Origin of the sequence: Mesorhizobium sp. M0293, from assembly GCF_040321735.1 — a bacterium.
Lineage (GTDB): Bacteria > Pseudomonadota > Alphaproteobacteria > Rhizobiales > Rhizobiaceae > Mesorhizobium.
Map to the genome: position 1 here is coordinate 1 of NZ_JAMYSA010000098.1, position 21752 is coordinate 21752.

The window sequence follows — 21752 nt, forward strand, 5'->3', positions numbered from 1 at the left end:
ACGTGCTGGCCCATGCCGGCAAGAGCGGGCGCCGCGTCGTCTCCGCTTTCATCGCCACCGCCTTCGCCCAGGAAACGCCCGGGGCCGCAAGCACGCAATGGCGCGCCGTCGCCGACCAGATCCGGCCGAAGGTGCCGAAGCTGGCGACAATCATGGACGATGCCGAGCCCGACGTGCTTGCCTACATGACCTTCCCCAAGGAGCACCGCGCCAAGCTGCACTCGACCAACCCGATCGAGCGCCTCAACGGCGAGATCAAGCGGCGCACCGAGGTCGTCGGCATCTTCCCAAATGATGGCGCCATCGTCCGCCTGGTTGGCGCTATCCTGCTCGAACAGAACGACGAATGGGCCGTGCAGCGCGCCAGATACATGACGCTGGAAACCATCAGCCAAATGAGCGATGATCCTCTGATCAGCCTGCCAGCCGTGGCACGCTGATCAGCCCGGCCCCATGCCGGAGAGCGCGGCGACCAAGCCGTCAGCTACACCACGCAGCGGGACACGATCCCTTTTAGTCTTGGTTAGAGGTGACGAGACCCCAAATCCTCCGGTTGTTTCTTAAGGATCTTGGCACCAAATTAGTTGTACATCCGACAGAGGAGAAAAACACTCATTTGAGTAGCGAGCACCCTCGGGCGGGAAGTCCACTTCGCCAGCTTGAACGACGCACGAGACGGCGTGGTGCGCTATTCCCGATCTCCGGTTCGCGAAAGCAAAGAGCGCGAGGTTATATTGGATTCAATCGCCTCGTCCGAAGCATGGACTTATGTTGCCTCAATCCGCATGATCTCAAGGCGAGAGCGTGACCAAGCAAATACCAGTTTTTGAAAGATCTCAGATTGCAATCTCTTCCGATTTGAGCCGGCAGTGGGGGCTGACAGAGTGAAAGAAGACGACAGGCATGATGTCCTGCTGACGAGGGATTCGATCGAAGCCGTCATGCAGGAGTATGACCGGGGCGACACCGGCTTCATGCAGGAGTATGGTTTTGCCACCAATTTCGACTATGTCGTATTCCGTCCCGGAGCGCAGGAACGTTACCCGGCCAAAGCGATCTTCCTGGTCGCCTACAGCTCAATTCCCGGAAACCCGGACATTAAGGTGAAGGGTCAAAGAGATACCTTCCGGGATGCGGAGGGAGGCCCCATTCATTCCGAGTTCCGTCGTTTGGGCTATGAAGTCGAGAATCGGCGCCAAGCCAAGGAAAAGCAGGTCCAGGCCGACCTAATACGTGAGCACTTGATTGAGCGTTACGTCGATCCGGCTCGGCGTCGTGGCGATCCCACCATAACGATCAGGGCGGGTGACGTGCACAAGGAGTTGGGACTGTCCAACCAGATGCCCAATGTCTGCCAAGTCATTGAAAAGAAAAAGTTCCGGGAAATTGCCGGTTTGGGCGAACCTGAAATCATCTCAGGTCCAGCAAGCGGACAAGGGGGCAACATGACCTATCGTTTCGCCTTGGCCGATGATCTGTCCGCTCAAATGCCGATAAGCGATGAGCAACTTCTTGCGCGGTTCGATGGTAATGCCGATTTTCGGGCGCGGCGACCGGCGTGGAGTAGCGAACAGCGTGCGGCATTCTGCAAAATGGCGCGTGCGGTCAACGCGATCGGGTTTGACTGGTATCATACCGATATCCCGCAGATCAGGTTCGGCCGTAAATCTTCGCATGGCAATCGTGCCGAAGGGACGATTGGCTCGCTACGGTTCAGAACAGCCGGCCCCTTTTTGAGATTCAGCCATCAGAATGAGCTGCTTGGTCTTGTCGGCGATTACCAGCTCAATGCAGAAGCCGCCGAAAGATTCGGAGCTGCCATGGCTACAGCAGAAAGCTCCATCCGAAATTGGCTGCCCCACAGCCCGCAGCGGCCTGGCAAATGGCCCGATGATTATCGCCACTCGGCCCGTGACAACAGTGAAGGCACTGCCATGAAGATGCCCACCAACCTCATCCTCTATGGCCCCCCAGGCACCGGCAAGACTTATCACACGGCGCGGGAAGCGGTGGCTCTTTGTGATGGTCAGGCCGATTTCCCCGAAACAGAAGAGGGGCATACAGCCCTTATGGCGCGTTACAACACGCTGGTTGCGGAAAAGCGGATAAGCTTTGTCACTTTCCACCAGAGCTACGGCTATGAGGACTTTGTCGAGGGCTTGCGGCCCGTTCCTATCGTAAATAGCAACGGGGAGCCCGCCGGCTTCCATCTGCAGCCAGAATCAGGCGTCTTCCGCCAGATTGCCGAGCGTGCAGAGACCGGAGAATTGGTGGTCGACAGCAAGCCTTTAAGTCTTGCAGACCGGGCGATTTACAAGATGTCACTTGGCGAAGCAGCTAATTCTGCCTTCGATTACGTCTATACGGAATCCATCGAAAGCGATTACGCTCTATTTGGCTTCAGCGATATAGACTGGAGCGATCCACGGTTCGGCGATCGGGACGAGATTCTTGCGGCGACGAAGGAGCGCTTTCCCGATCAGGACATCACGCCCAATAAGGGGCTGGTTCAATCGCCTGATGTTTTCCGAAATCAGCTTGAAATCGGCGATGTCCTGATTGTTTCCAAGGGCAACAACCGGTTCAGGGCCATTGGCATCGTAGAAGGCGAGTATGAGTATGCTCCGCGTCCTGACGGTAGATATTGCCACCGCCGCAAGGTGCGATGGTTGTGGCACGACACGAATGGATTGGACGTCGGCGAGCTCTACTCACCCAAGTTCATCCAAAAAACCATCTACAGGCTCAAGGATTCCGAACTGAATCGCCCACTGATCGCGCGTCTGGTTTCAGATGCAAGTGGCCAGGGAGCCGTGGGTGAGCTGTTGCCTCACGTTCTTATCATTGACGAAATCAATCGCGCCAATGTGTCCAAGGTATTCGGTGAACTAATAACCCTGCTAGAGCCCGACAAGCGTGCGGGTATGGATAACGCCCTGTCGGTGACGCTGCCATACTCCAAGCGTTCCTTTTCGGTCCCCGCCAACCTCCACATCATCGGGACGATGAATACGGCGGACCGGTCCATCGCCTTGCTGGACACAGCACTGCGGCGGCGGTTTCGTTTCCGGGAAATGGCTCCGGAGCCCAGCTTGTTGACAGAATCCAGCCAACGGACAGGTATTGACCTAGTCGGCGTGCTCATCACCATCAACAAGCGGATCGAATATCTGATCGATCGCGAACATCGTATCGGCCACGCCTTTTTCATTGGCTGTGTAACAGTTGAGCAGGTTCATGCGGCCATGCGCGAGAAGGTGATCCCGCTGCTGCAGGAATATTTCTTCGAGGACTGGAGCCGGGTCGCGGCTGTACTTGGGCACGGGTTTATCCGAGAGGAAAAACTCGACCCACCGCCGGGCATCGAAGGAGATCGGTTATCGAGCTGGTCGGTACCTTCCCCCTTCCAGCCGGACGCTTTCAATCGCTTGCTCGGCAAGGCAGCAGGAGCGCAGGAAGTAGAAAGTGAATGATGCAGGACCCTGCCAATCAACTTTCCCTCGGCCTTCCCGTCGAGCGCGTTGCGCCGGCGCTTGGTGCTCCTCCCGGACAGGAACTGGAATCGGGCAAATTTGGCAGCCCACAAAGCAGCTCAGCCCTTGACGTCAACGGCTTCGGCTCGTTTCTGGATAATCTCGGTGCGCTGCCACCGGTTGCCGCATGTTCATGGCGTGAATGGCCAGCACCATTCCCGCAAGATCAAACCCGCCATGCCAAACGCGTAATCGCGCGGTTTCATCCATGACGCATTTGACCGTTCACGAGTGGGGGCGTGTTGGCATCCACAACGGTAGCGGGCAGGTATCCGAACAGAATTTCACGCGCAGAGAGGCGAATACCCTCTTGACGGCTGCACGGTCGCATCCTTTGGCAAACCGCGCCGGCACCAATATCCTGGTTGATCGCTACAGTGAAATAGGCACGCAGCAGGTTGTAGGCGTGATTGCCGCCCCGGGTTGCAGTCTCGAGATTTTGCCAAAGATCGATGCCGAGGCCAATGAGGACGATGAAACGGTCCGTACACGCCTTGTCACCATGCTCGATGTCGCGCTTGGTCTCAAATTGGGTGACGGACAGGTACTGGCTATGGGGCGCCAGAAAAATACACTGCTCGATATTCTGATCCGCCTGTTTGCCGACCGCCTACTGGTGGAAGCCCGGCGCGGGCTGCCGCTCGCCTATCTGGACCAGAACCAAGATCTTTCCGCGCTGCGCGGGCGGTTGGATGTCATTCGCCAGTTCACGCACCATGCGGTGCGGCCCGATCGGCTCGCATGCCGGTTCGACTCGTTGATGCCCGATACGCCGTTGCTGCGCATCATGAAGGCTTGCGTCCTAATGTTGCGTCGCCATGCGCGGACGCTTGAAACCCAGCGCCGACTTGATGAGCTGCGCTTACTTCTGGCCGATGTGAGCGATGTTCCCGTCGGCGCACTGCCTTGGGCATTAGTGCGCATCGACCGCACCAGCCGACGTTGGGAGACGCTCTATAGGCTGGCAACGATGTTCTTGAGGCGCGAATGGCAACATACCAACCACGATGCGAGGGGCGGTCAGGGGATTACGTTGCTTTTCGCCATGAACGATCTGTTCGAGGCCTACATCGCAGCACTCGCCCGACGGGCGCTCCGGGGTAGCGAGCTGACCGTGCATGCGCAGGGCGGTTTACTCTACTGCCTGATCGAGGAAGGTGAGGCTGGCAGGAGGCGATTCCAAACAACCCCCGATATCCTCATCAAGCGCAACGGCCAAACCGTCATGGTAATCGACACGAAATGGAAGCGTATCGGGCGCAATCCCGAAGATGCCAAACGCGGCGTCTCGCAGGCCGATGTCTATCAGATGATGGCCTACGCGCGGCTTTACCGTTGCCCTGAAGTGATGCTGCTCTACCCTCATCATGCTGGCCTCGGTGCTGAGACCCTAGACGCAGCCTATGGGATGCTTGAGGGCAATGAGCGGCTACGGATTGCAAGTGTCGATCTTGTGCTTGGCGAGGCTGCAATTGTTCAGCGACTGGCAGGATTGATTTTACCAGCCATGGTGGGGACTGTCAGGAATTCTATGCGCGAGACCGGTTTCGTCACTGGCTGACGAGCCTTTCGCCGAAGACGATGGCGAATTGGGTCTTGGCTTCGAGCCACTCGCGCGGCGGCCGTTTCCATTCCTCACAGCCTTCCAAGGATTCGCTCCACGTCAAGGTCAAGTTCGATCACAGTAACTCCCGGAGTGAGGGCAAAGGAAAACCCGCGACCTGGCGACTTCAGCGAGCGGCATTGTCAGTATGAGAACATGCCTGAAGCGCGGCGCCAACCAGCAAAAGCATCGATAATAGGCGATCGATGCGGTCCGCGTGTCAGATCCGCTGTTCGGCTGTCAGACTCGGTGCACTTGCGACTTAGAGCGCCGTAAGAAATTGAGGTTCTGAAGAACCACTCCCCTGCTTCCACTCCATCATGCGTCACAATCTCGTGTCAGCATACGCCGCCCCCGTGGCGGGCATCCGTGAAGGAATTAGTCATTGCGGGCGCGGCGGCAAAAGGATTCGTTCGTTCAAAAGCCGCATTTGAATTCGGCGCTAAACCTCTGCACCGTTCCCGCAAACACGCTATGAACGTCGTTTCTTTTGGCCACCTGTCGGTCGCCTTTCGATGCCCGATGCGACAAGAACGCGATGGACAGAAGTTGCTCCTATTCCAATCATTCTGGCAATCCGACCCTGCCCCCAAGCCGCTCTCGTAAAGCGATATGATCTCCTTTGTATGTTCTTTGACAACGCTAAGAGTGCCGAGAGAACCCCTTAAGACATTGATGTTCCAATCATTTTCAGAGTTCGCTGTTATGATCCACTTGTCCCACCGAAATCCGAAGAAATTTTAATGAAATCAATAGTTTGATAGTTTCTGTTTTAGCTCCCCATCCACCATTCATGATGGCGGCGCCTCTGCGCGAACACAGAGCCTTCAGCCTTTGGAAAGGGAAGATGTGGTTCTTCTCAGTGGCGCAGATGGCGCGCCGGGGCGATTGAATGGATATCTTTGGCATTAAGGCACTGTTGATCTGCGGGCTGATCTTCATTCCGTTCGAACATCTGTTTGCCGAGCGGCCGCAGAAGATCTTCCGCAAGGGTCTGGCTGTCGATCTGATCTATCTGCTGTTCAACGGCTTCATCGTAAAGGTGGCCATCGCCATCATGGCGGCCGGTGCCCTCGGCGCCGCTGCAATTCTGGTCCCGCAATCGATAACGCAAGCCGTCAGCGGTCAGCCCGTCTGGCTCCAGGTTGCGGAAATCATCCTGATCGCCGACATCGGCGTCTATTGGGCACATCGGGCCTTCCATAAAATCCCGGCGCTTTGGAAGTTCCACGCGATCCACCACGGCATCGAGGATCTGGACTGGCTCGGTGCTTTCCACAATCACCCGGTCGACGCCATCGTCACAAAGGCAATATCGCTGACGCCGATCTTTTTCCTTGGCTTCTCCGAAGCTTCGATCGCTGTCTTCTCGATTATCTACCTTGGGCACACCCTGCTTGTTCATTCAAACGTGCGGATTCCGTTCGGCCCGTTGAAATGGCTGATCGCCAGCCCGCAGTTCCATCGCTGGCACCATGCCAACCAGCGCGAAGCCTATGACAAGAACTTCGCCGGGCAGTTGCCTTTCCTCGACATGATGTTCGGCACCTACAATGTCACCGGCGACAAGGTGCCGGAGAAATATGGCGTCGACGATCCGATCCCCTCCACCTATTTCGGTCAGATCGGCTATCCGCTCCTGCCCCCGCGGGAAGCCATTGAATCGACCAGCGCCGAGCACCGAAGCCTGACATCGACGGTTTTCGGGCGGGCCGTCAGGCGCCGCCCCCGCGGGAGGCTTTTTGCGTCGAATCGGCTAAACCTTCGAGGCATGAACGAGACCTCACTCTATGCGCCGGTGAAGCGGTTCCTCGAAAGCCTCGACTTCGTCGTCAAAGGCGAGATCGGCGGCTGCGACATCGTCGCGCTACGCGAGGGCGAGCCGCCCGTCGTCGTCATCTGCGAACTGAAGCTGCAGTTCAATCTCGAGCTGGTGCTGCAAGGTGTCGATCGCGCGACGGTCTGCGACGAGGTGTGGCTGGCCGCACGCATGTCGGCCCGGGGCAAGGGCCGTGAAAGCGACGCCAGGTTTCGCAATCTCTGCCGTCGCCTTGGCTTCGGCCTGCTTGGCGTGACCGCGGCTGACCGGGTCGAGGTGCTTCTTAGCCCGATCGCGCTGGCGCCGCGCAAGAATGCGCGCCGGCGCTCCCGCCTGGTCGACGAGCACCAGCGCCGTCGCGGCGCCCCCGTTGCGGGAGGAGGATCGCGCAATCCGATCATGCCGGCCTATCGGCAAAGCGCCCTCGCCTGCGCTGCCGCGATGGTGGACGGACCCAGGCGGCCGCGCGATCTGAAGGCGTTGACGCCGATCGCGTCGAAAATCCTGCAGCACAATGTCTATGGCTGGTTCGCGCGCGTCGACCGCGGTCTTTACGATCTCACGGATGCCGGCCGTGCTTCGCTGGTCCGTTGGCCACAGGCATCGCACGATGAATCCCGACACGCAATTTTGAACGCTTCGACCATTTGATTGATGACGCCTGCGGGGTTCGAGGCGGTCCGCTTGGTTGATTTATCCGACAAAATATGTTGCTAGTCCCGCCCATGAAGAAGCTCTGCATGACCGCCTTGGCGTCAGTGACACTGAGTTTTCCAGCCAACGCAATGGACAGTGCATTGCGCGCCGGTCTGTTGAAACTCGATCCCCAAACCCGTCTTGAACAGCGTTGTGACGCCGAAGTGCTCGACCGGATCACCCACGACGATCGCAAGTTCAAAGCCGATCGCGTCGTCGCCTATGCCTTCGCGACGCCCGAAATGGGCGCGGATGCAATCAAAAGCCCGGGCGCTGCGTTTCGCAGCAAGGGGCAATGGTACCGGCTGAAATTCAAGTGCCAGACGGCGCCCGACCATATGGAAGTTTTACAGCTCCGCTACCGGATCGGCGACGAGATTCCGGAAGCCGATTGGGCAAAGTATAATCTCTACGATTGATTTGTGATCGGCCATGGTTTTGCCCCGCTGCCGGCGACCGTCGCGGAGCCTTTGATCCGACTTTGCCGTAACGATGCTTCAGTGACGTCACCACGCGTGATCCCTTGACGCCAAGGGACCACCAAGTTAGGGCCTCTGGATAATCGACGAACACTCGGCAAAATCAGCAAGGGCTTCCGGTCGATGGACATTTTTTTCAGCGCTGCCAGCCTGACCGCCCTGCTCCAGGTCATCGCCATCGACCTCGTGCTGGCCGGCGACAATGCGATCGTCATCGGCCTTGCCGCTGCCGGCCTGCCGGCTGACCAACGCAAGAAGGCGATCCTCATCGGCGTGCTGGCGGCAACGGTGCTGCGCATCGGTTTTGCCGCGGTCACCGTCAAGCTGCTGGCGATCGTCGGCCTGCTGCTGGCCGGCGGTATCTTGCTGCTGTGGGTCTGCTGGAAGATGTATCGCGAGCTGAGCACGTCCCATGCCGATGAACTGGAAGCGACCGAGGCGCTGTCGAATTCCGATCTCAACAGCGACAAAGCGGTGGCCGGCAAGGCGAAGCGCAAGACGCTCGGCCAGGCAGCCTTGCAGATTGTCGTCGCCGACGTGTCGATGTCGCTCGACAACGTGCTGGCGGTCGCGGGTGCCGCGCGCGATCATTTTCCGGTGCTGGTCATCGGCCTCGTGCTGTCGATCGCGCTGATGGGCCTCGCCGCGACTTTCATCGCAAAACTGCTGCAGCGCCACCGCTGGATCGCCTATGTCGGCCTCCTGATCATCCTCTATGTCGCGGTGGACATGGTCTATCGTGGTGCGGTGGAAGTCTGGCCGCATGTAAACGGCGCGGTCAGCTGAGGCGGCTGTCCGCCGCGTCTTCGATCCGGAAAAGCATATCCGCAGTGCGTTTTGCCGCATCGCAGGCGTGCCCATACCAATGCCGCAATAAGTGTGGTACTGCGCCGGCAATCCTGAAAAGCCCGGAAAACCCTCTATGTCCGCTCCCCGCGTGAGTTTTGTCAGTCTTGGATGCCCGAAGGCCCTTGTGGATTCGGAGCGTATCATCACGCGCCTGCGTGCCGAGGGCTACGAGATCGCACGCAAGCATGACGGGGCCGACCTTGTCGTCGTCAACACTTGCGGCTTTCTCGATTCCGCCCGTGACGAGTCGCTCAACGCCATCGGCTCCGCGCTTTCGGAGAATGGCCGGGTCATTGTTACCGGCTGCCTCGGCGCCGAGCCGGATGTCATTCGCGAGAGGCATCCCAATGTGCTGGCGATCACCGGACCGCAGGCCTATGAGAGCGTGATGGCGGCCGTGCATGAGGCCGCACCGCCTTCACACGATCCCTATATCGACCTGCTGCCGCCGCAGGGCGTCAAGCTGACGCCGCGCCACTACGCCTATCTCAAGATTTCCGAAGGCTGCAACAACCGCTGCACCTTCTGCATCATTCCCGCACTGCGTGGCGACCTCGTTTCGCGGCCGGCCGCCGATGTGCTGCGCGAGGCCGAGAAATTGGCCAAGGCCGGCGTCAAGGAGCTCCTGGTCATTTCGCAGGACACCAGCGCCTACGGCATCGACATCAAGTACCAGACGTCCATGTTCGGCGACCGCGAAGTGCGCGCGAAATTCCTCGATCTGTCCGAGGAGCTGGGCAAGCTCGGCATCTGGGTGCGCATGCACTATGTCTACCCCTACCCGCATGTCGCCGACGTCATCCCGCTGATGGCGGATGGCAAGATCCTCCCCTATCTCGACATTCCCTTCCAGCATGCCTCGCCGCAGGTGTTGAAGAACATGCGCCGCCCGGCACATGGCGAAAAGACGCTGGAGCGCATTCGCGGCTGGCGCGAGGTCTGTCCGGATCTCGCCATCCGCTCGACCTTCATCGTCGGCTTCCCCGGCGAGACCGACGAAGATTTCGAGATGCTGCTCGACTGGCTCGACGAGGCCAAGATCGATCGCGCCGGCTGCTTCAAATACGAGCCGGTCCGGGGCGCCCGCTCCAACGATCTCGGTCTCGAGCAGGTCCCGCAGGAGATCAAGGAGGCGCGCTGGCACCGCTTCATGCAGCGCCAGCAGAAGATTTCGGCGACGCAACTGGCCAAGAAGGTCGGCAAGCGCCTGCCGGTGCTGATCGACGAGGCGCATGGCACGTCGGCCAAGGGCCGCACCAAATACGACGCGCCCGAGATCGACGGCTCGGTGCACATCCAGTCGCGCCGCCCGCTGCGTCAAGGCGACATCGTCACCGTCAAGATCGATCGCGCCGATGCTTACGATCTCTACGGTTCGGCGGTCTGACGGTTGGCCTCGGGCTGATGAGCGCGTCCTTGTCCGACCACCTCGATCAAGTCCGGCGCGAGCAGGGCCTGCTTTCGATAGATGAGGTGATTGGCCTCTCGCGGCGCGGCAACATCATCTACGATCCCTGTTCGGTGCTGATCTCCTCTCGCGCGATCGTCGGCCGTGGAAACATTTTCTTCCCCGGCGTCTATCTGTTCTGCACCGGCAGCGGCGTGCTTGAAATCGGGGACGACAATACGTTTCACGCCAATACCCTTGTCGATGCATCCGTGGGCAAAATCCGAATTGGTTCGCGTAACCAATTCGGAGAAGGCGGTTTCACCGCCAAGGCGAACAGACCCGGCGCGGCGATCGAAATCGGCGATTGCGGGCGGTATACGAATAGTGCGGCGGTCTTCGGCGTGACCACGCTTGGATCGGGCAGCCAGATCCTCGGTGCCGTCACCGCCGACGGATGCAGGCTGGAAGCCGGCGGGAGCTTCCGGGAACCCGATTCCGACCGGCGCGCGGGATTGTTGAAGGGTGCCGGCGTTGCGCGCGACATAACGGTACCTGTCGGACATGTCATCGTCGGAGCCGGGACGTTCTCGGCTTCCGATTTGCAGCCTCAGTCGAGTTTCCATCCGAAGCCTTGAGGCGCGGCGATAGTCCAGCGATCCAGCCACGCAGATTTACCACATTCAGCGATAGTTCCGGCCTTTTAACCCGCTCAGTCGCGATCCGCTCTATGGTTTCCGGATCGTAAATGCGGGAACTCGAATGGACACCAGACCTGCCCGGCAGGATTATATCGCGACGCTGGACCTGCTCAGGCTGGCGGCGGCGCTGGTTGTTGTGTTCTTTCACTATTTCTTTCGCGGCGCGGCCGCCGAAGGCTTTCTCACCGAGGGATATCCGCTTGCCGCGCCGTTCGCCCTCTACGGCTATCTCGGCGTCAATCTGTTCTTCCTGATCAGCGGTTTCGTCATTGCCTGGTCGGCGGAAAACCGCCGCTGGGACCAATTTGCGATCGCGCGTTTCGTTCGCCTTTATCCGGGTTTCCTGTTCTGCATGACGATCACTTTCGCGATTGTTTTTCTGGCAGGCTCACCGCTGCTTCCAGCCTCTTTCAGCCAGTATGCCGCCAACCTGTCGATGTTCGCACCGGCCTTCGGCCAATCCTTCATGGACGGCGTCTACTGGTCGATCGTGCTTGAACTGGTGTTCTACGGATGGGTGACGCTGGCCCTCCTCACGGGGCTGTTCCAGAAACGCAAGCTGGAGTTGATCTTCATCTGGCTGGCCATCTCGGCCTGGAACGAATTCTTCATCGGCAGCGGTGCTGCCAGGCTGCTGTTCATCACCGAGTTCGGACCGTTCTTCGCTGCTGGCGTGCTGCTCCACCACCTCCATGCGCATGGCCGCTCGCTGCCGGCCTTGCTGCTGCTTGCTGCATCGTTCCTGATCTCCTGCGGCACGCTGTCGGTGACGCAGCACTGGATGCAGGGCCATTATGGCATTGCCGTCTCCTCGGCCAATCTCGTCGTCGCCAACGTCGTCATGCACGCGGCCTTGATCGGCGCGGTGCTGCTGCGCCATCGTGTCAGGCCGTCGGCGCTCACCCTGGCGCTGGGCGGGCTGACCTATCCGCTCTACCTGCTGCACCAGAATATCGGCTATCTCGCCATCAATGCCGCGGCACCTCTGGTCGGCAAATGGTTTGCCGCCTTTGGCTGCATAGCGCTCATGGTCTTCGTGTCGTGGGCGATCTGGCGCACCTGCGAACGACCCGCGCAGCGGCTGCTCAGGATCTGCCTCGGCCTCGCGGTTGATCGGTTACGACGTGGCCGCGATATTCAAAGAGACGGGCTCCGGCACGAAGCTGGATCGTGCTGAGCGCAAAAAAGTCATGGCGCTTGCACAAGCCAGACTGACCGATGCGGTGCTTGTCACAGAACTGTCCACATGGGGCGCCATGAACGGCATGGCGTTCGATCTGTCGTCGCTGCACGGACGCATACTGGCGACCTTTCTCTCCGGCATTGCCGGGTTCGAACGCGATCTGATCAGTGAGCCGGTCAATCTGGTCTCGCCGCAGCCAAGGCTCGCGACAGGAGCTCGGTCGTCAAGCGGGGGAACGTCCTAAATCCGACCGGCTGGCACCGAAGGTGACGGCTTGATAACGAAAGGCCGCAGCTATCGCTGGATCGCCTGAGATCTCGGTATCAGCAAACTCGATAAAGGAGTTACTCAATGATTTCGTTAAGGCCGATGCGAGACAGCGAGTTTTTGGCCTATCTCGACTATTTTATTCCTGACTACGCGTCCGAGATCGCCTCGAACTATCGGCTTTCCGATAACGAGTCTCTTGCACAAGCGAAACAGGAAATCGCATCTGACTTACCTGACGGCGTCGATACGATCGGCCACGTCTTGCTGTGCGTGATCGATCCGACCGGAACCCCTGAAAAGCTTATTGGGTACCTGTGGTACAAACAGGATCCGACGATGCGCGCGGCATTCATCAGCGATTTTCACATCTTTCCTGCTTATCAGGGTCAAGGCCTCGGTAAGCAGGCCTTAGAAGTTCTTGAAAACGACCTGAAACGCAAAGGTTTTCAACAAATAAAGCTCCGAGTGGCTGGCGACAACAAACGCGCTAGGCATGTTTATGAAGTCACGGGCTTTCAGGTAACCGGAATCAACATGAGCAAACCGCTCGTGTCGAAGTGAACCCAGGGTGTCATTTCGCCCCTACCGGAACCGATCCCCTCTATGTCGGGCTCGCGAGATTTCGTCACAAGCAGGGACGCAACCAGCCGAATGAAAAAGGGCGCCGTGTGGCGCCCTCTTCATTGATATCTCGCGTTGCTTACTGCGGCAGCTTGTCGTCGACGCCCTTCACATAAAAATTCATGCCGAGCAGCGTGCCGTCGTCGGCAACTTCGCCATCCTTCAGCCACGGCGTGCCGTCTTGCTTGGCGATCGGCCCGGTGAAGGGGTTCCAGCCGTCGGCGATCTTCTTTTCGGTGGCTTCCGCCATCGCCTTCACGTCGTCGGGCATGTTGGTGAAAGGCGCGAGCTTGACCGCGCCATCCTTGATGCCGAGCCACACATTGTCGGGCTTCCAGGTGCCGTCGAGGGCTGCCTGGACCCGGCTGATATAGTACGGGCCCCATTCGTCGGTGAGCGAGGTCAGCTGCGCGTTCGGCGCAAACTTGATCATGTCCGAGGACTGGCCGAAGCCATGCAGCTTGCGCTCTTCCGCCACCTGCAGGGCAGCGGTCGAATCGGTGTGCTGGACGATGATGTCGGCTCCCTGGTCGAACAGCGCCTTGGCGGCGTCGGCTTCCTTGCCCGGATCGAACCACGAATTCACCCAGACGATCTTGGCCTTGAAGTTCGGATTGATCGACTGTGCGCCGAGCATGAAGGAGTTGATGCCCATCACCACTTCGGGAATCGGGAACGAAACGATGTAGCCGGCTACGCCGGCCTTCGATTCCTTGGCGGCGATCTGGCCGAGCACGTAGCGGCCTTCGTAGAAACGCGCATTGTAGATGCCGAGATTGTCACCGGTCTTGTAGCCGGTTGCGTGCTCGAACATCACCTTGGGGAATTTCTTGGCGACCTTCACTTCCGGGTCCATGAAGCCGAAGGAGGTGCCGAAGATGATCTTGCAGCCTTCGCGCGCCAGGCGCTCGAAAGCGCGGTCGGCGTCGGGGCCTTCCGAGACGTTTTCGAGATAGGCAGTCTCGACCTTGTCACCGAGCGCCTTCTCCACCTCGAGACGGCCCTGGTCGTGCTGGTAGGAGTAGCCGAAGTCGCCGATCGGGCCGGTGTAGACCCAGCAGGCCTTCAGCTTGTCCGCGGCCTCGGCCGTCGCTGCCAGCGACATGGCGGCGGTCGTGGTCATCAGGGCAATAAGCAGTTTTTTCATTGTGTTACCTCTCTGAGTTAAGCCTTGGAGCTTCCCGTTTGTTTTTGTTGTCAACGATCCGGAACGAATGGCTGCCCCAAAGAAGCCGGCGTGTTCATCATCGTCAGACGCTTGTTGCGCGAGATTAGAACGAGAACCACGACGGTTGCCAGATAGGGCAGCGAAGAAAGGAACTGTGAAGGCACTGGAATGCCAAAAGCCTGTGCATGAAGCTGTCCGATCCACACCGCGCCAAAGATGTAGGCGCCGGCCAGCACCCGCCATGGCCGCCACGAGGCGAACACCACCAGAGCCAGCGCGATCCAGCCGCGGCCGGCACTCATGTTCTCGACCCATTGCGGCGTGTAGACCAGCGACAGGTGGCCGCCGGCGAGGCCGGCACAGGCGCCGCCGAAAATCACGGAGAGATAGCGATAGCGGATGACCTTGATGCCCAGCGCATGGGCCGACGTGTGGCTGTCGCCGATCGAGCGCAGCGTCAGGCCGGTCCGGGTCTTGAACAGGAACCACATGACGGCGGCGGTGAGCGCAATCGAAATGTAGAAGATCGGGTCCTGCCCGAACAGCAATCTGCCGATCACAGGGATCGAGGTCAGGCCGGGAATGTCTAGGTTGGGCAGCCGTTCGCCGGGCTGGCCGACGAAACTGGTGCCCATCATGCCGGAGAGGCCGAGGCCGAGCAGCGTCAGCGACAGGCCGGTCGCCACCTGGTTGGTGGCCAGTGACAGCGTCATGACGGCAAACAGCAGCGAGAACACGGCACCCATGGCGATTGCCGCCAGAAGGCCGATCCAGGGTGATCCGGTGAGATAGGTCGCGCCGAAGCCGCCGACGGCGCCCATGATCATCATACCCTCGACGCCGAGATTGAGCACGCCGGAGCGCTCGACCACCAGTTCGCCGATTGCCGCGATCAGCAGCGGCGTTGCCGCCGTGGCGATGGTCAGAAGGATGTTTACGGTGATGTCCATCAACGGGCTTCCTTCAGCTTCGGCGCGGCTTCGAGTTTCGCGGGACCTTCCTGTTTGGTCAGCGCCAGGCCGATCAGTCGAATGCGGTAGTGGATGAGCGTGTCGCAGCCGAGCACGAAGAACAAAAGCATGCCCTGGAACACCCGCGCCACCTTGTCGGAGATGCCGAGCGCGCTCTGCACTGCTTCGCCGCCGAGATAGGTCAGCGCCAGCACAAGGCCGGCGGCGACGATGCCGAGCGGGTTGAGGCGGCCAAGGAACGCCACGATGATGGCGGTGAAGCCGTAGCCGGGCGAAATGACCGGCTGCAGCTGGCCGATGGCACCGGAGACCTCGGAGATGCCGGCAAGCCCTGCCAGCGCACCCGACAGCAGGAAGGCGAAGAACACCATGCGGTTGAGGCCGAAGCCAGCGAAGCGCCCTGCCCGCGGGCTTGAGCCCAGCACGCGCACCTCAAACCCCTTCAGCATGCGGCTCATCAGGATCCAGACAAGCACCGAGGCGATCAGCGCGAAGACAAAGCCCCAGTTCGCCCGCCCCGCATCCGGCATCAGCTCCGGCAACACGGCCGAATCGCCGAACTGGATGGTCTGCGGAAAGCCATGGCCTTGCGGATCGCGCCAGGGTCCGCGCACCAGCCAGTCGAGGAAAAGCTGGGCGACATAGACCAGCATCAGGCTGGTCAGGATCTCGTTGGTGCCGAAGCGGGTCTTGAGCAGAGCCGGGATCGCGGCATAGGCCGCGCCGCCGACCATGCCGAGCAACAGCATCAGCGGCAGCACCAGCGGGCCTTCGAACTGCGGATACAGCACCGGAATGATCGAACCGACAATGCCGCCGAGGATGAACTGGCCTTCGGCGCCGATGTTCCAGATGTTGGCCTTGTAGCAGACCGACAGGCCAACGGCGATCAGGATGAGCGGCGCTGCCTTGATCGCCAGCTCATGCAACTGCCAGACCTGGCTGATCGGCTCGATGAAGTAGATGCGGAATGCGGTCAGCGGATTGACGCCGAGCAGCGCGAACATGATGGCGCCGGCGATGATCGTCAGCGCGAAGGCGATGAACGGCGACAGGGCCGAAAACAGCGCGGAGCGCTGCGGGCGTTTGACGAGTTCGAGGCGCATCATGCCGTCTCCATCGTGTGTTCGGCGTGACCGGGTTCGGCGCCGCCCATCAGCAAGCCGACTTTCTCGAATGTTGCTTCGGCGATCGGCATCGGCTTGGACAGCGCGCCATTGTGCATGACCGCGATCGCATCCGATATCTCGAACAGCTCGTCGAGATCCTGGCTGATCACCAGCACCGCCGATCCGCTGCGCGACAACTCGATCAAGGCTTGGCGGATGTGGGCAGCGGCACCTGCGTCGACGCCCCAGGTCGGCTGGTTCACGACCATGACGCTTGGCCGGCGGTCGAGTTCGCGGCCGACGATGAACTTCTGCAGATTGCCGCCCGAAAGTGCCGCCGCCTCCGGATCCGGCGCGCTCTTGCGCACGTCCATCGCCTCGATGATGCGTTGAGCGGCGGCGTAGATGGCCGCGCTGTTGACCATTCCGCCGCCGCCGACGAAGGCCTTGCCGTCGGTGGCATGGCGTGACAGCAGCAGGTTTTCCGAAAGCTTCATGCGCGGCGCGGCGCCGTGGCCGAGGCGTTCTTCCGGGACGAAAGCGGCGCCCAGCAGGCGTCGTCCGGTGATGGAGAGATTGCCTGCATTCTTGCCGCGGATCCGCACCGAGGCGGCATCCTGCTGCAATACTTCGCCGGAGACGGATTCAAAGAACTCGCCCTGGCCGTTGCCGGCGACGCCCGCGATGCCGATCACCTCGCCGGCGCGGACGTTCAGGCTGATGTTCTTGAGCGGGATTGAGAACGGTGTTGCCGGCTTGCGGCTGAGGTTGCGGATTTCGAGCAGCGGCTGGGCCGTGGCGATGCCCTCGACGGGTGCGCGCACCACCGCCTGCACCTCGTTGCCGACCATCATGCGAGCCAGCGACGAAGCGGTTTCCTCGCGCGGGTTGCAGTGGCCGACGACTTTGCCGTGACGCAGCACGGTGGCGCGGTCGCAGATGCGTTTGACCTCTTCGAGGCGGTGCGAAATGTAGAGGATGGATTTACCTTCCGAACGCAGACGATCCAGCGTCTCGAACAGTTTGTCGGCTTCCTGCGGCGTCAGCACCGAAGTCGGCTCGTCAAGGATGATGAGCTGCGGCGTTTGCAGCAGGCAGCGGATGATCTCGATACGCTGGCGCTCGCCCACCGACAGGTCGCCGACGAGCGATTCAGGGTCGAGCGGCAGGCCATAGCTGAAGGAAAGCGCCCTCGCCTTTGCCGCGATGCTGCTGATCGGCGAGCCGTCATCCAGCGACAGCGCGATGTTTTCGGCCGCGGTCCGCGCTTCGAACAGCGAAAAATGCTGGAACACCATGCCGATGCCGAGTTTTTTCGCGACTCCGGGGCTGGAAATCCTGACCGCCTGGCCGTTCCAGAAAATCTCGCCGGAATTGGGCTCCAGCGAGCCGAACAGCATCTTGACCAGCGTCGATTTGCCGGCGCCGTTTTCGCCGAGCAAAGCGTGGATTTCACCCCTGGCGATGTCGAGATCGATATGATCGCACGCTGTCAGCGTGCCGAATATCTTGGTGAGGCCACGGACCTCGAGCAGGTTCGTGCCGTCCTGATTTGCACTCACAGTGCCTCCCATCTGGCTAGCCAGACATGTTCTGTGTTCCCGCAAGCATGGTAGGCGCGGCCGGCTCTCATCGGAAAGCGGCACGCGTCTTGAAAGAGCTTCAAGAATTTCAGCGGAAATTCAAGCGATAGCAAGGAAGAACGGACAAAGAGACTGTTTTGGCCGCCGGAGTAGAGTTTGTAATCGGTCCCTAGGGAATGAGAATGGTCGTCCCTGTGGTCCTGCGGCCCTCAAGGTCGGAATGCGCCTTGCCGGCGTCCTTGAGCGCATAGCGCTGGTTGATCCTGATCTTGACGGCGCCACTGAGCACGACCTTGAACAAGGCCGCGGCGGAGGCCTCGAGGTCTTCGCGTTTAGCATTGTAGACGAACAGCGTCGGCCGGGTTGCGAACAACGAGCCCTTCTGCGCCAGCAGCGACATGCTGAACGGCGGGATCGGCCCCGAGGACTGGCCGAAGCTGACGAACATGCCGAGCGGCCTCAGGCAGTCGAGCGAGGCCGGAAACGTGTCGTTGCCGACCGAATCGTAGACCACGTCGCATTTCCTGCCGCCGGTGATGGCGGCAACGCCGGCGACGAAATCCTGTTCCTTGTAGTTGATGACATGGTCGAAGCCGTGCGCCTTGGCGAGTTCGATCTTGTCGGACGAGCTGGCGGTGCCGATGACGGTTGCGCCGAGATGTTTGGCCCATTGGCCGAGGATCAATCCGACACCGCCCGCCGCGGCATGGAACAGGATCGTGTCGCCGGCCTTCACCTTGAACGCCCGGCGCAGCAGATATTCCGCGGTCATGCCCTTCAGCATCATCGCGGCGGCCTGTTCGTCGCTGATGCCATCCGGCACCTTGACGACGCGGCTGGCGTCAATGACGCGCTCTCGCGCGTAAGCCCCTGTCGTCACGGCATAGGCGATGCGATCGCCCGGCTTCAGCCACTCAACGCCCTTGCCGACTCCCAGCACGACGCCGGTGGCTTCGCCGCCAGGGACAAGCGGGAACCCGCCGGGCGGCGGATAAAGGCCCGAGCGATGATAGACATCGATAAAATTAAGGCCGATCGCCGTGTGCCGGATCAGGATCTGCCCTGCTCCCGGCTGGCCGGGGTCGGCGTCCTCATAGGTCAGGACTTCCGGGCCACCATGGGCGTGGATGCGGATCGCTTTGGACATAGGCTAGGCTTCCTCTGGCTGATCAGGCCTTTTTGGCACCGAGATTTGGAAAGAACTGCATGATGCCACCAATGCTAGCGAGGTAAAGCCCCGTGATGGTGATACCGATCTTGGTGAAGGTGCTGACCTGCTCGCCCAGCACGCCGATCTGATCGTAGAAGGCAGCGAGGGCCGCTTGCGCCAGGGCAAGCGCGCCGAAAGCGCACCACAAAAGGGTCATCGCAAGATTGATGCGCCGCAGCCGCACCACCCGCACCGGATGGATGAAATTGATCGGGACGAAGGTCAGAATGCCGGCCATCACCACCACCGCGAACGAGACCCATTGTCCGGGCTCGATGACGAACAGTGTAAACACCACCATGTTCCAGACCACGGGGAATCCCTTGAAGAAATTCTCCTTCGTCTTCATGCCGGTGTCGGCATAGTAGATGGCGCTGGAGACGACGATGATCGCCGCCGACAGGAACGACAGGCCCTCGCCCATGAAGCCGCGCTGATAAAGCGCGAAGGCCGGGATCAGGACGTAGGTGACGTAGTCGATGATGTTGTCGAGCAGTTCGCCCGACCATGTCGGCAGGATCTCCTTGACCTCGAGCTTTCTGGCGATCGGCCCATCGATGCCGTCGACGAACAGCGCCAGCCCGAGCCACCAGAACATCGCCGTCCAGCGCTCTTCGCTTGCCGCCACCAGCGACAGGAAGGCCAGGAACGAGCCCGACGCGGTCAAGAGATGGACGGAGAACGCCCTCGCCTGCGGCCATGTGACTTTCTTCTTCGGCCGCGGAATCCGGTCGGTAATCTTTTTGGCGGCTTTCCGTGCGGTTGTGTTCTTGCTCACGGGCCCCGCCAATCCAGCTTGCAGATTTCCGCCGAACGCCCGGCAAAATTCCAGTTGCGGCCGAAAGCCCGCATCTTGCTTTTGTCGGACCTGGCCACGATGATCTCGGGCGCGATCCAGTATTCCGAATTGCTGATCACCGTATCCTTGTCGCGATCCTTGCCGGGGATGGGTGTCACCGCCCCGTCGATGATCTTCGGTATCTGGAAGATACGTGTCTTGTCACGCGTCTCGTAGGTGATCGGCACCTGCTCGACGCCGAGGAATTTGCCGACGAGGATGGAGAGCAGCGAGGTGGTTCCGCCTGCCTTGCCGGTGAAGATTTTCGTCAGCGCCTTGGCCGCATAGACCGAGGCACGCTGGTCGATGAACAGGCCGGCGGTCCAGTTGCCGCGGCTCATATAACCGGGGATTTCCATGACCAGCCCGAGATTGAGACCGGACAGATCGACGTCGCCGAAATGACCGCGGTCGATGCGGAACCCAGCCCAGGTCTGGCAATAGCCTTCGGTCGGCGGATGATTGCCGAGCGACAGCACGCAAGGGCAAAAAACCGTGCAATTGCAGGAGAGTACGAGCTCTCCTTTCATTGCCCAGCTCTGATCTGCCATCGATTTTCCCCCACTCACAGCGAGACTACTAGCAGCGCGGCTGCCCAGACAAGCAGTATCGCACCGGCGAGCCGGGTTGGAACCCTGCTCGCCGTTTGTTTTTCGATCAGGGTGAACAGCCCGATCAACGCCATCCAGAAGATGTTCATGACGCCAACGGCGAACATCACCAGCATCAGCGCCCAGCAGCAGCCGAGGCACCAAATGCCTTGCGCGACACCAAGCCGGAAGATGCTGACGGACCTCGCGCTCCAGTTCGCGAAAAGGATCGAGAACGGGTTCTTGCACCGTGTCAGGCAGGCGTCTTTCAAGCCGCTGAACTGGTAGAGGCCCGCAATCAGAAGCGCCAGCGCACCCGCAATGCCGACGACAGGGTCGAGCATCCCACCGGGCGGACCAAACGCATGAGTGGCCAAGGTCAGCCCCGCGAACATCACCGAGGCGGCGAGCCAGACGCTGAGGTAGCCGGCGACCAGCACCAGCGGATGGACGACCGGCTCGCCCTTGATGCGTGCCGTATCGGCGATCTCGCAGTAAGTGCGGATCATCGGGGCGGCCGAAGGCAGCATCGTCGCGATCGCCATCAGAAACCACATCAAAACGAGCGCACCCGCCTGCAGGCTTGCGTCCAGCGGCGCCGGCGACAGGCAGAGCGCGAAGAACCGTTCCAGGAAATCGGGCAGCGGGAGTTGCGGCAGATAGCGCAGGATCGTGTCGCCGGGGGCACTGACGCCTGCAATCCCGCCTTCGGCGCCGCGGATTGCCATCGCGGCGAGGAATAGCCAGGCAAGCAGGATACAAGCCCCGACAGCGGCGTTTACCGTGACGCGAGGATTGCGCGCGATGGTGGCCATGGCGCGGCCGGCGCGGTCGAGATGGCTGAAGTCGTCCTGCTGGCCGGTCATGACATCCGAATGGGCCGAATCGCCGCGTTGATCAAGCGGCATGATCTGCCCTATATGCTCATCGAATGGCAGGCCGGGTGGCCGCCTCGCATTGCAAGCCGGAAGCCGATCTTGGAGCATGAGCAAACCGCGCGGATACTGGTTGCTGGCACGGGGCCGGCAGGACTGATCGCGGCACTCGGTTTTGCCGCTGCCGGTTTCCCGGTGACGCTGGCCGGGCCGGAGGCCACGGCCCCCGATGGCCGCCCGACCGCCCTGATGAACCCTGCCTTGAAA

The 21752-nt window shown here is 60.4% G+C and carries 20 protein-coding genes and 2 pseudogenes; 13 read left to right on the forward strand and 9 right to left on the reverse strand.

The features are described from left to right. The 9 genes and pseudogenes from NKJ06_RS27160 to rimO form a co-directional block, all read left to right on the forward strand. Positions 1–440, forward strand: a 440-nt coding sequence (locus NKJ06_RS27160) for a transposase (RefSeq protein WP_352811240.1), incomplete at its 5' end; no start/stop codon positions are given. Between the two features lie 444 nt (positions 441–884). Beyond that, positions 885–3473: a DUF8426 domain-containing protein gene (locus NKJ06_RS27165; protein WP_352635389.1), complete on the forward strand. Its 2589-nt coding sequence runs from the start codon at positions 885–887 to the stop codon at positions 3471–3473. Next, positions 3470–3745: a hypothetical protein gene (locus NKJ06_RS27170; protein WP_352635387.1), complete on the forward strand. Its 276-nt coding sequence runs from the start codon at positions 3470–3472 to the stop codon at positions 3743–3745. The genes NKJ06_RS27165 and NKJ06_RS27170 overlap by 4 nt, the downstream gene beginning before the upstream one ends. Further along, complete coding sequence (locus tag NKJ06_RS27175; RefSeq protein WP_352635385.1) at positions 3742–5094, forward strand: McrC family protein; 1353 nt, start codon at positions 3742–3744, stop codon at positions 5092–5094. Before NKJ06_RS27170 ends, NKJ06_RS27175 begins: the two co-directional genes overlap by 4 nt. A 1099-nt stretch (positions 5095–6193) precedes the next feature. Then, positions 6194–6625: pseudogene (locus tag NKJ06_RS27180) on the forward strand (sterol desaturase family protein); the annotation flags it as partial. A 282-nt stretch (positions 6626–6907) separates the two neighbouring features. Next, positions 6908–7606, forward strand: a complete 699-nt coding sequence (locus NKJ06_RS27185) for a DUF2161 domain-containing phosphodiesterase (protein WP_352811248.1) — start codon at positions 6908–6910, stop codon at positions 7604–7606. Between the two features lie 56 nt (positions 7607–7662). Further along, entirely contained in the window at positions 7663–8070 is a 408-nt protein-coding gene (locus NKJ06_RS27190) for a DUF930 domain-containing protein (protein WP_352635383.1), read from the forward strand. A gap of 183 nt (positions 8071–8253) precedes the next feature. Continuing rightward, complete coding sequence (locus tag NKJ06_RS27195) at positions 8254–8916, forward strand: TerC family protein (RefSeq protein WP_352635382.1); 663 nt, start codon at positions 8254–8256, stop codon at positions 8914–8916. Between the two features lie 136 nt (positions 8917–9052). Then, positions 9053–10366 (forward strand): 30S ribosomal protein S12 methylthiotransferase RimO, encoded by a 1314-nt coding sequence (gene rimO, locus NKJ06_RS27200; RefSeq protein ID WP_352635380.1) that lies wholly within the window; start codon positions 9053–9055, stop codon positions 10364–10366. On the opposite strand, the gene NKJ06_RS27205 is transcribed toward rimO, so the two are convergent. Then, the gene (locus NKJ06_RS27205) at positions 10348–10932 is read right to left on the reverse strand and encodes a hypothetical protein (protein ID WP_352635378.1); all 585 of its coding nucleotides are present in this window, start codon (positions 10930–10932) and stop codon (positions 10348–10350) included. The genes rimO and NKJ06_RS27205 overlap by 19 nt on opposite strands. Positions 10933–11128: 196 nt before the next feature. Between NKJ06_RS27205 and NKJ06_RS27210 the strand changes: the two genes are divergently transcribed. The 3 genes from NKJ06_RS27210 to NKJ06_RS27220 all read left to right on the forward strand — a co-directional run bounded on the left by NKJ06_RS27210 (position 11129) and on the right by NKJ06_RS27220 (position 13081). Next, positions 11129–12244: an acyltransferase family protein gene (locus NKJ06_RS27210; protein ID WP_352635376.1), complete on the forward strand. Its 1116-nt coding sequence runs from the start codon at positions 11129–11131 to the stop codon at positions 12242–12244. Between the two features lie 13 nt (positions 12245–12257). After that, the gene (locus tag NKJ06_RS27215) at positions 12258–12494 is read left to right on the forward strand and encodes a recombinase family protein (RefSeq protein ID WP_352635374.1); all 237 of its coding nucleotides are present in this window, start codon (positions 12258–12260) and stop codon (positions 12492–12494) included. A gap of 107 nt (positions 12495–12601) precedes the next feature. Beyond that, a complete protein-coding gene (locus NKJ06_RS27220; RefSeq protein WP_352635372.1) occupies positions 12602–13081 on the forward strand; it encodes a GNAT family N-acetyltransferase in 480 nt (159 codons plus the stop codon). Between the two features lie 139 nt (positions 13082–13220). Here the strand turns inward: NKJ06_RS27220 and NKJ06_RS27225 are convergent, their stop codons facing one another. The 8 genes from NKJ06_RS27225 to NKJ06_RS27260 form a co-directional block, all read right to left on the reverse strand. Further along, positions 13221–14288: a BMP family ABC transporter substrate-binding protein gene (locus NKJ06_RS27225; protein WP_352635370.1), complete on the reverse strand. Its 1068-nt coding sequence runs from the start codon at positions 14286–14288 to the stop codon at positions 13221–13223. Between the two features lie 50 nt (positions 14289–14338). After that, the gene (locus NKJ06_RS27230) at positions 14339–15259 is read right to left on the reverse strand and encodes an ABC transporter permease (RefSeq protein WP_352635368.1); all 921 of its coding nucleotides are present in this window, start codon (positions 15257–15259) and stop codon (positions 14339–14341) included. Continuing rightward, positions 15259–16389 (reverse strand): ABC transporter permease, encoded by a 1131-nt coding sequence (locus tag NKJ06_RS27235; protein WP_352635366.1) that lies wholly within the window; start codon positions 16387–16389, stop codon positions 15259–15261. The genes NKJ06_RS27230 and NKJ06_RS27235 overlap by 1 nt, the downstream gene beginning before the upstream one ends. Further along, positions 16386–17963, reverse strand: coding sequence for an ABC transporter ATP-binding protein (locus NKJ06_RS27240; RefSeq protein WP_352811245.1), 1578 nt, complete (start codon positions 17961–17963; stop codon positions 16386–16388). The genes NKJ06_RS27235 and NKJ06_RS27240 overlap by 4 nt, the downstream gene beginning before the upstream one ends. 178 nt (positions 17964–18141) lie before the next feature. Further along, positions 18142–19119 (reverse strand): quinone oxidoreductase family protein, encoded by a 978-nt coding sequence (locus NKJ06_RS27245; RefSeq protein WP_352635362.1) that lies wholly within the window; start codon positions 19117–19119, stop codon positions 18142–18144. A 22-nt stretch (positions 19120–19141) separates the two neighbouring features. Beyond that, positions 19142–19960 carry a phosphatidylcholine synthase gene (gene pcsA / locus NKJ06_RS27250; RefSeq protein WP_352635360.1) on the reverse strand — a complete coding sequence of 273 codons (819 nt, stop codon included), beginning with the start codon at positions 19958–19960 and terminating at the stop codon, positions 19142–19144. Then, a complete protein-coding gene (locus NKJ06_RS27255) occupies positions 19957–20571 on the reverse strand; it encodes a DUF1326 domain-containing protein (RefSeq protein ID WP_352635358.1) in 615 nt (204 codons plus the stop codon). The genes pcsA and NKJ06_RS27255 overlap by 4 nt, the downstream gene beginning before the upstream one ends. A 14-nt stretch (positions 20572–20585) precedes the next feature. Beyond that, positions 20586–21518, reverse strand: a complete 933-nt coding sequence (locus tag NKJ06_RS27260) for a DUF2182 domain-containing protein (protein WP_352635356.1) — start codon at positions 21516–21518, stop codon at positions 20586–20588. A gap of 12 nt (positions 21519–21530) precedes the next feature. Here NKJ06_RS27260 and NKJ06_RS27265 point away from each other — a divergent pair. Continuing rightward, a pseudogene (locus NKJ06_RS27265) lies at positions 21531–21752 on the forward strand (UbiH/UbiF family hydroxylase); the annotation flags it as partial.

What these genes read in the sequence shown, in the direction of transcription:
- NKJ06_RS27210 (WP_352635376.1), top strand. Translation starts at nt 11,129, where the DNA reads ATGGACACCAGACCTGCCCGGCAGGATTATATCGCGACGCTGGACCTG.
- NKJ06_RS27185 (WP_352811248.1), top strand. Translation starts at nt 6,908, where the DNA reads ATGAACGAGACCTCACTCTATGCGCCGGTGAAGCGGTTCCTCGAAAGC.
- rimO (WP_352635380.1), top strand. Translation starts at nt 9,053, where the DNA reads ATGTCCGCTCCCCGCGTGAGTTTTGTCAGTCTTGGATGCCCGAAGGCC.
- NKJ06_RS27235 (WP_352635366.1), bottom strand. Translation starts at nt 16,389, where the DNA reads ATGATGCGCCTCGAACTCGTCAAACGCCCGCAGCGCTCCGCGCTGTTT.
- NKJ06_RS27260 (WP_352635356.1), bottom strand. Translation starts at nt 21,518, where the DNA reads ATGCCGCTTGATCAACGCGGCGATTCGGCCCATTCGGATGTCATGACC.
- NKJ06_RS27255 (WP_352635358.1), bottom strand. Translation starts at nt 20,571, where the DNA reads ATGGCAGATCAGAGCTGGGCAATGAAAGGAGAGCTCGTACTCTCCTGC.
- NKJ06_RS27245 (WP_352635362.1), bottom strand. Translation starts at nt 19,119, where the DNA reads ATGTCCAAAGCGATCCGCATCCACGCCCATGGTGGCCCGGAAGTCCTG.
- NKJ06_RS27175 (WP_352635385.1), top strand. Translation starts at nt 3,742, where the DNA reads ATGACGCATTTGACCGTTCACGAGTGGGGGCGTGTTGGCATCCACAAC.
- NKJ06_RS27170 (WP_352635387.1), top strand. Translation starts at nt 3,470, where the DNA reads ATGATGCAGGACCCTGCCAATCAACTTTCCCTCGGCCTTCCCGTCGAG.
- NKJ06_RS27205 (WP_352635378.1), bottom strand. Translation starts at nt 10,932, where the DNA reads ATGTCCGACAGGTACCGTTATGTCGCGCGCAACGCCGGCACCCTTCAA.
- NKJ06_RS27215 (WP_352635374.1), top strand. Translation starts at nt 12,258, where the DNA reads ATGGCGCTTGCACAAGCCAGACTGACCGATGCGGTGCTTGTCACAGAA.
- NKJ06_RS27220 (WP_352635372.1), top strand. Translation starts at nt 12,602, where the DNA reads ATGATTTCGTTAAGGCCGATGCGAGACAGCGAGTTTTTGGCCTATCTC.
- NKJ06_RS27230 (WP_352635368.1), bottom strand. Translation starts at nt 15,259, where the DNA reads ATGGACATCACCGTAAACATCCTTCTGACCATCGCCACGGCGGCAACG.
- NKJ06_RS27240 (WP_352811245.1), bottom strand. Translation starts at nt 17,963, where the DNA reads ATGGGAGGCACTGTGAGTGCAAATCAGGACGGCACGAACCTGCTCGAG.
- NKJ06_RS27195 (WP_352635382.1), top strand. Translation starts at nt 8,254, where the DNA reads ATGGACATTTTTTTCAGCGCTGCCAGCCTGACCGCCCTGCTCCAGGTC.
- NKJ06_RS27190 (WP_352635383.1), top strand. Translation starts at nt 7,663, where the DNA reads ATGTTGCTAGTCCCGCCCATGAAGAAGCTCTGCATGACCGCCTTGGCG.
- NKJ06_RS27225 (WP_352635370.1), bottom strand. Translation starts at nt 14,288, where the DNA reads ATGAAAAAACTGCTTATTGCCCTGATGACCACGACCGCCGCCATGTCG.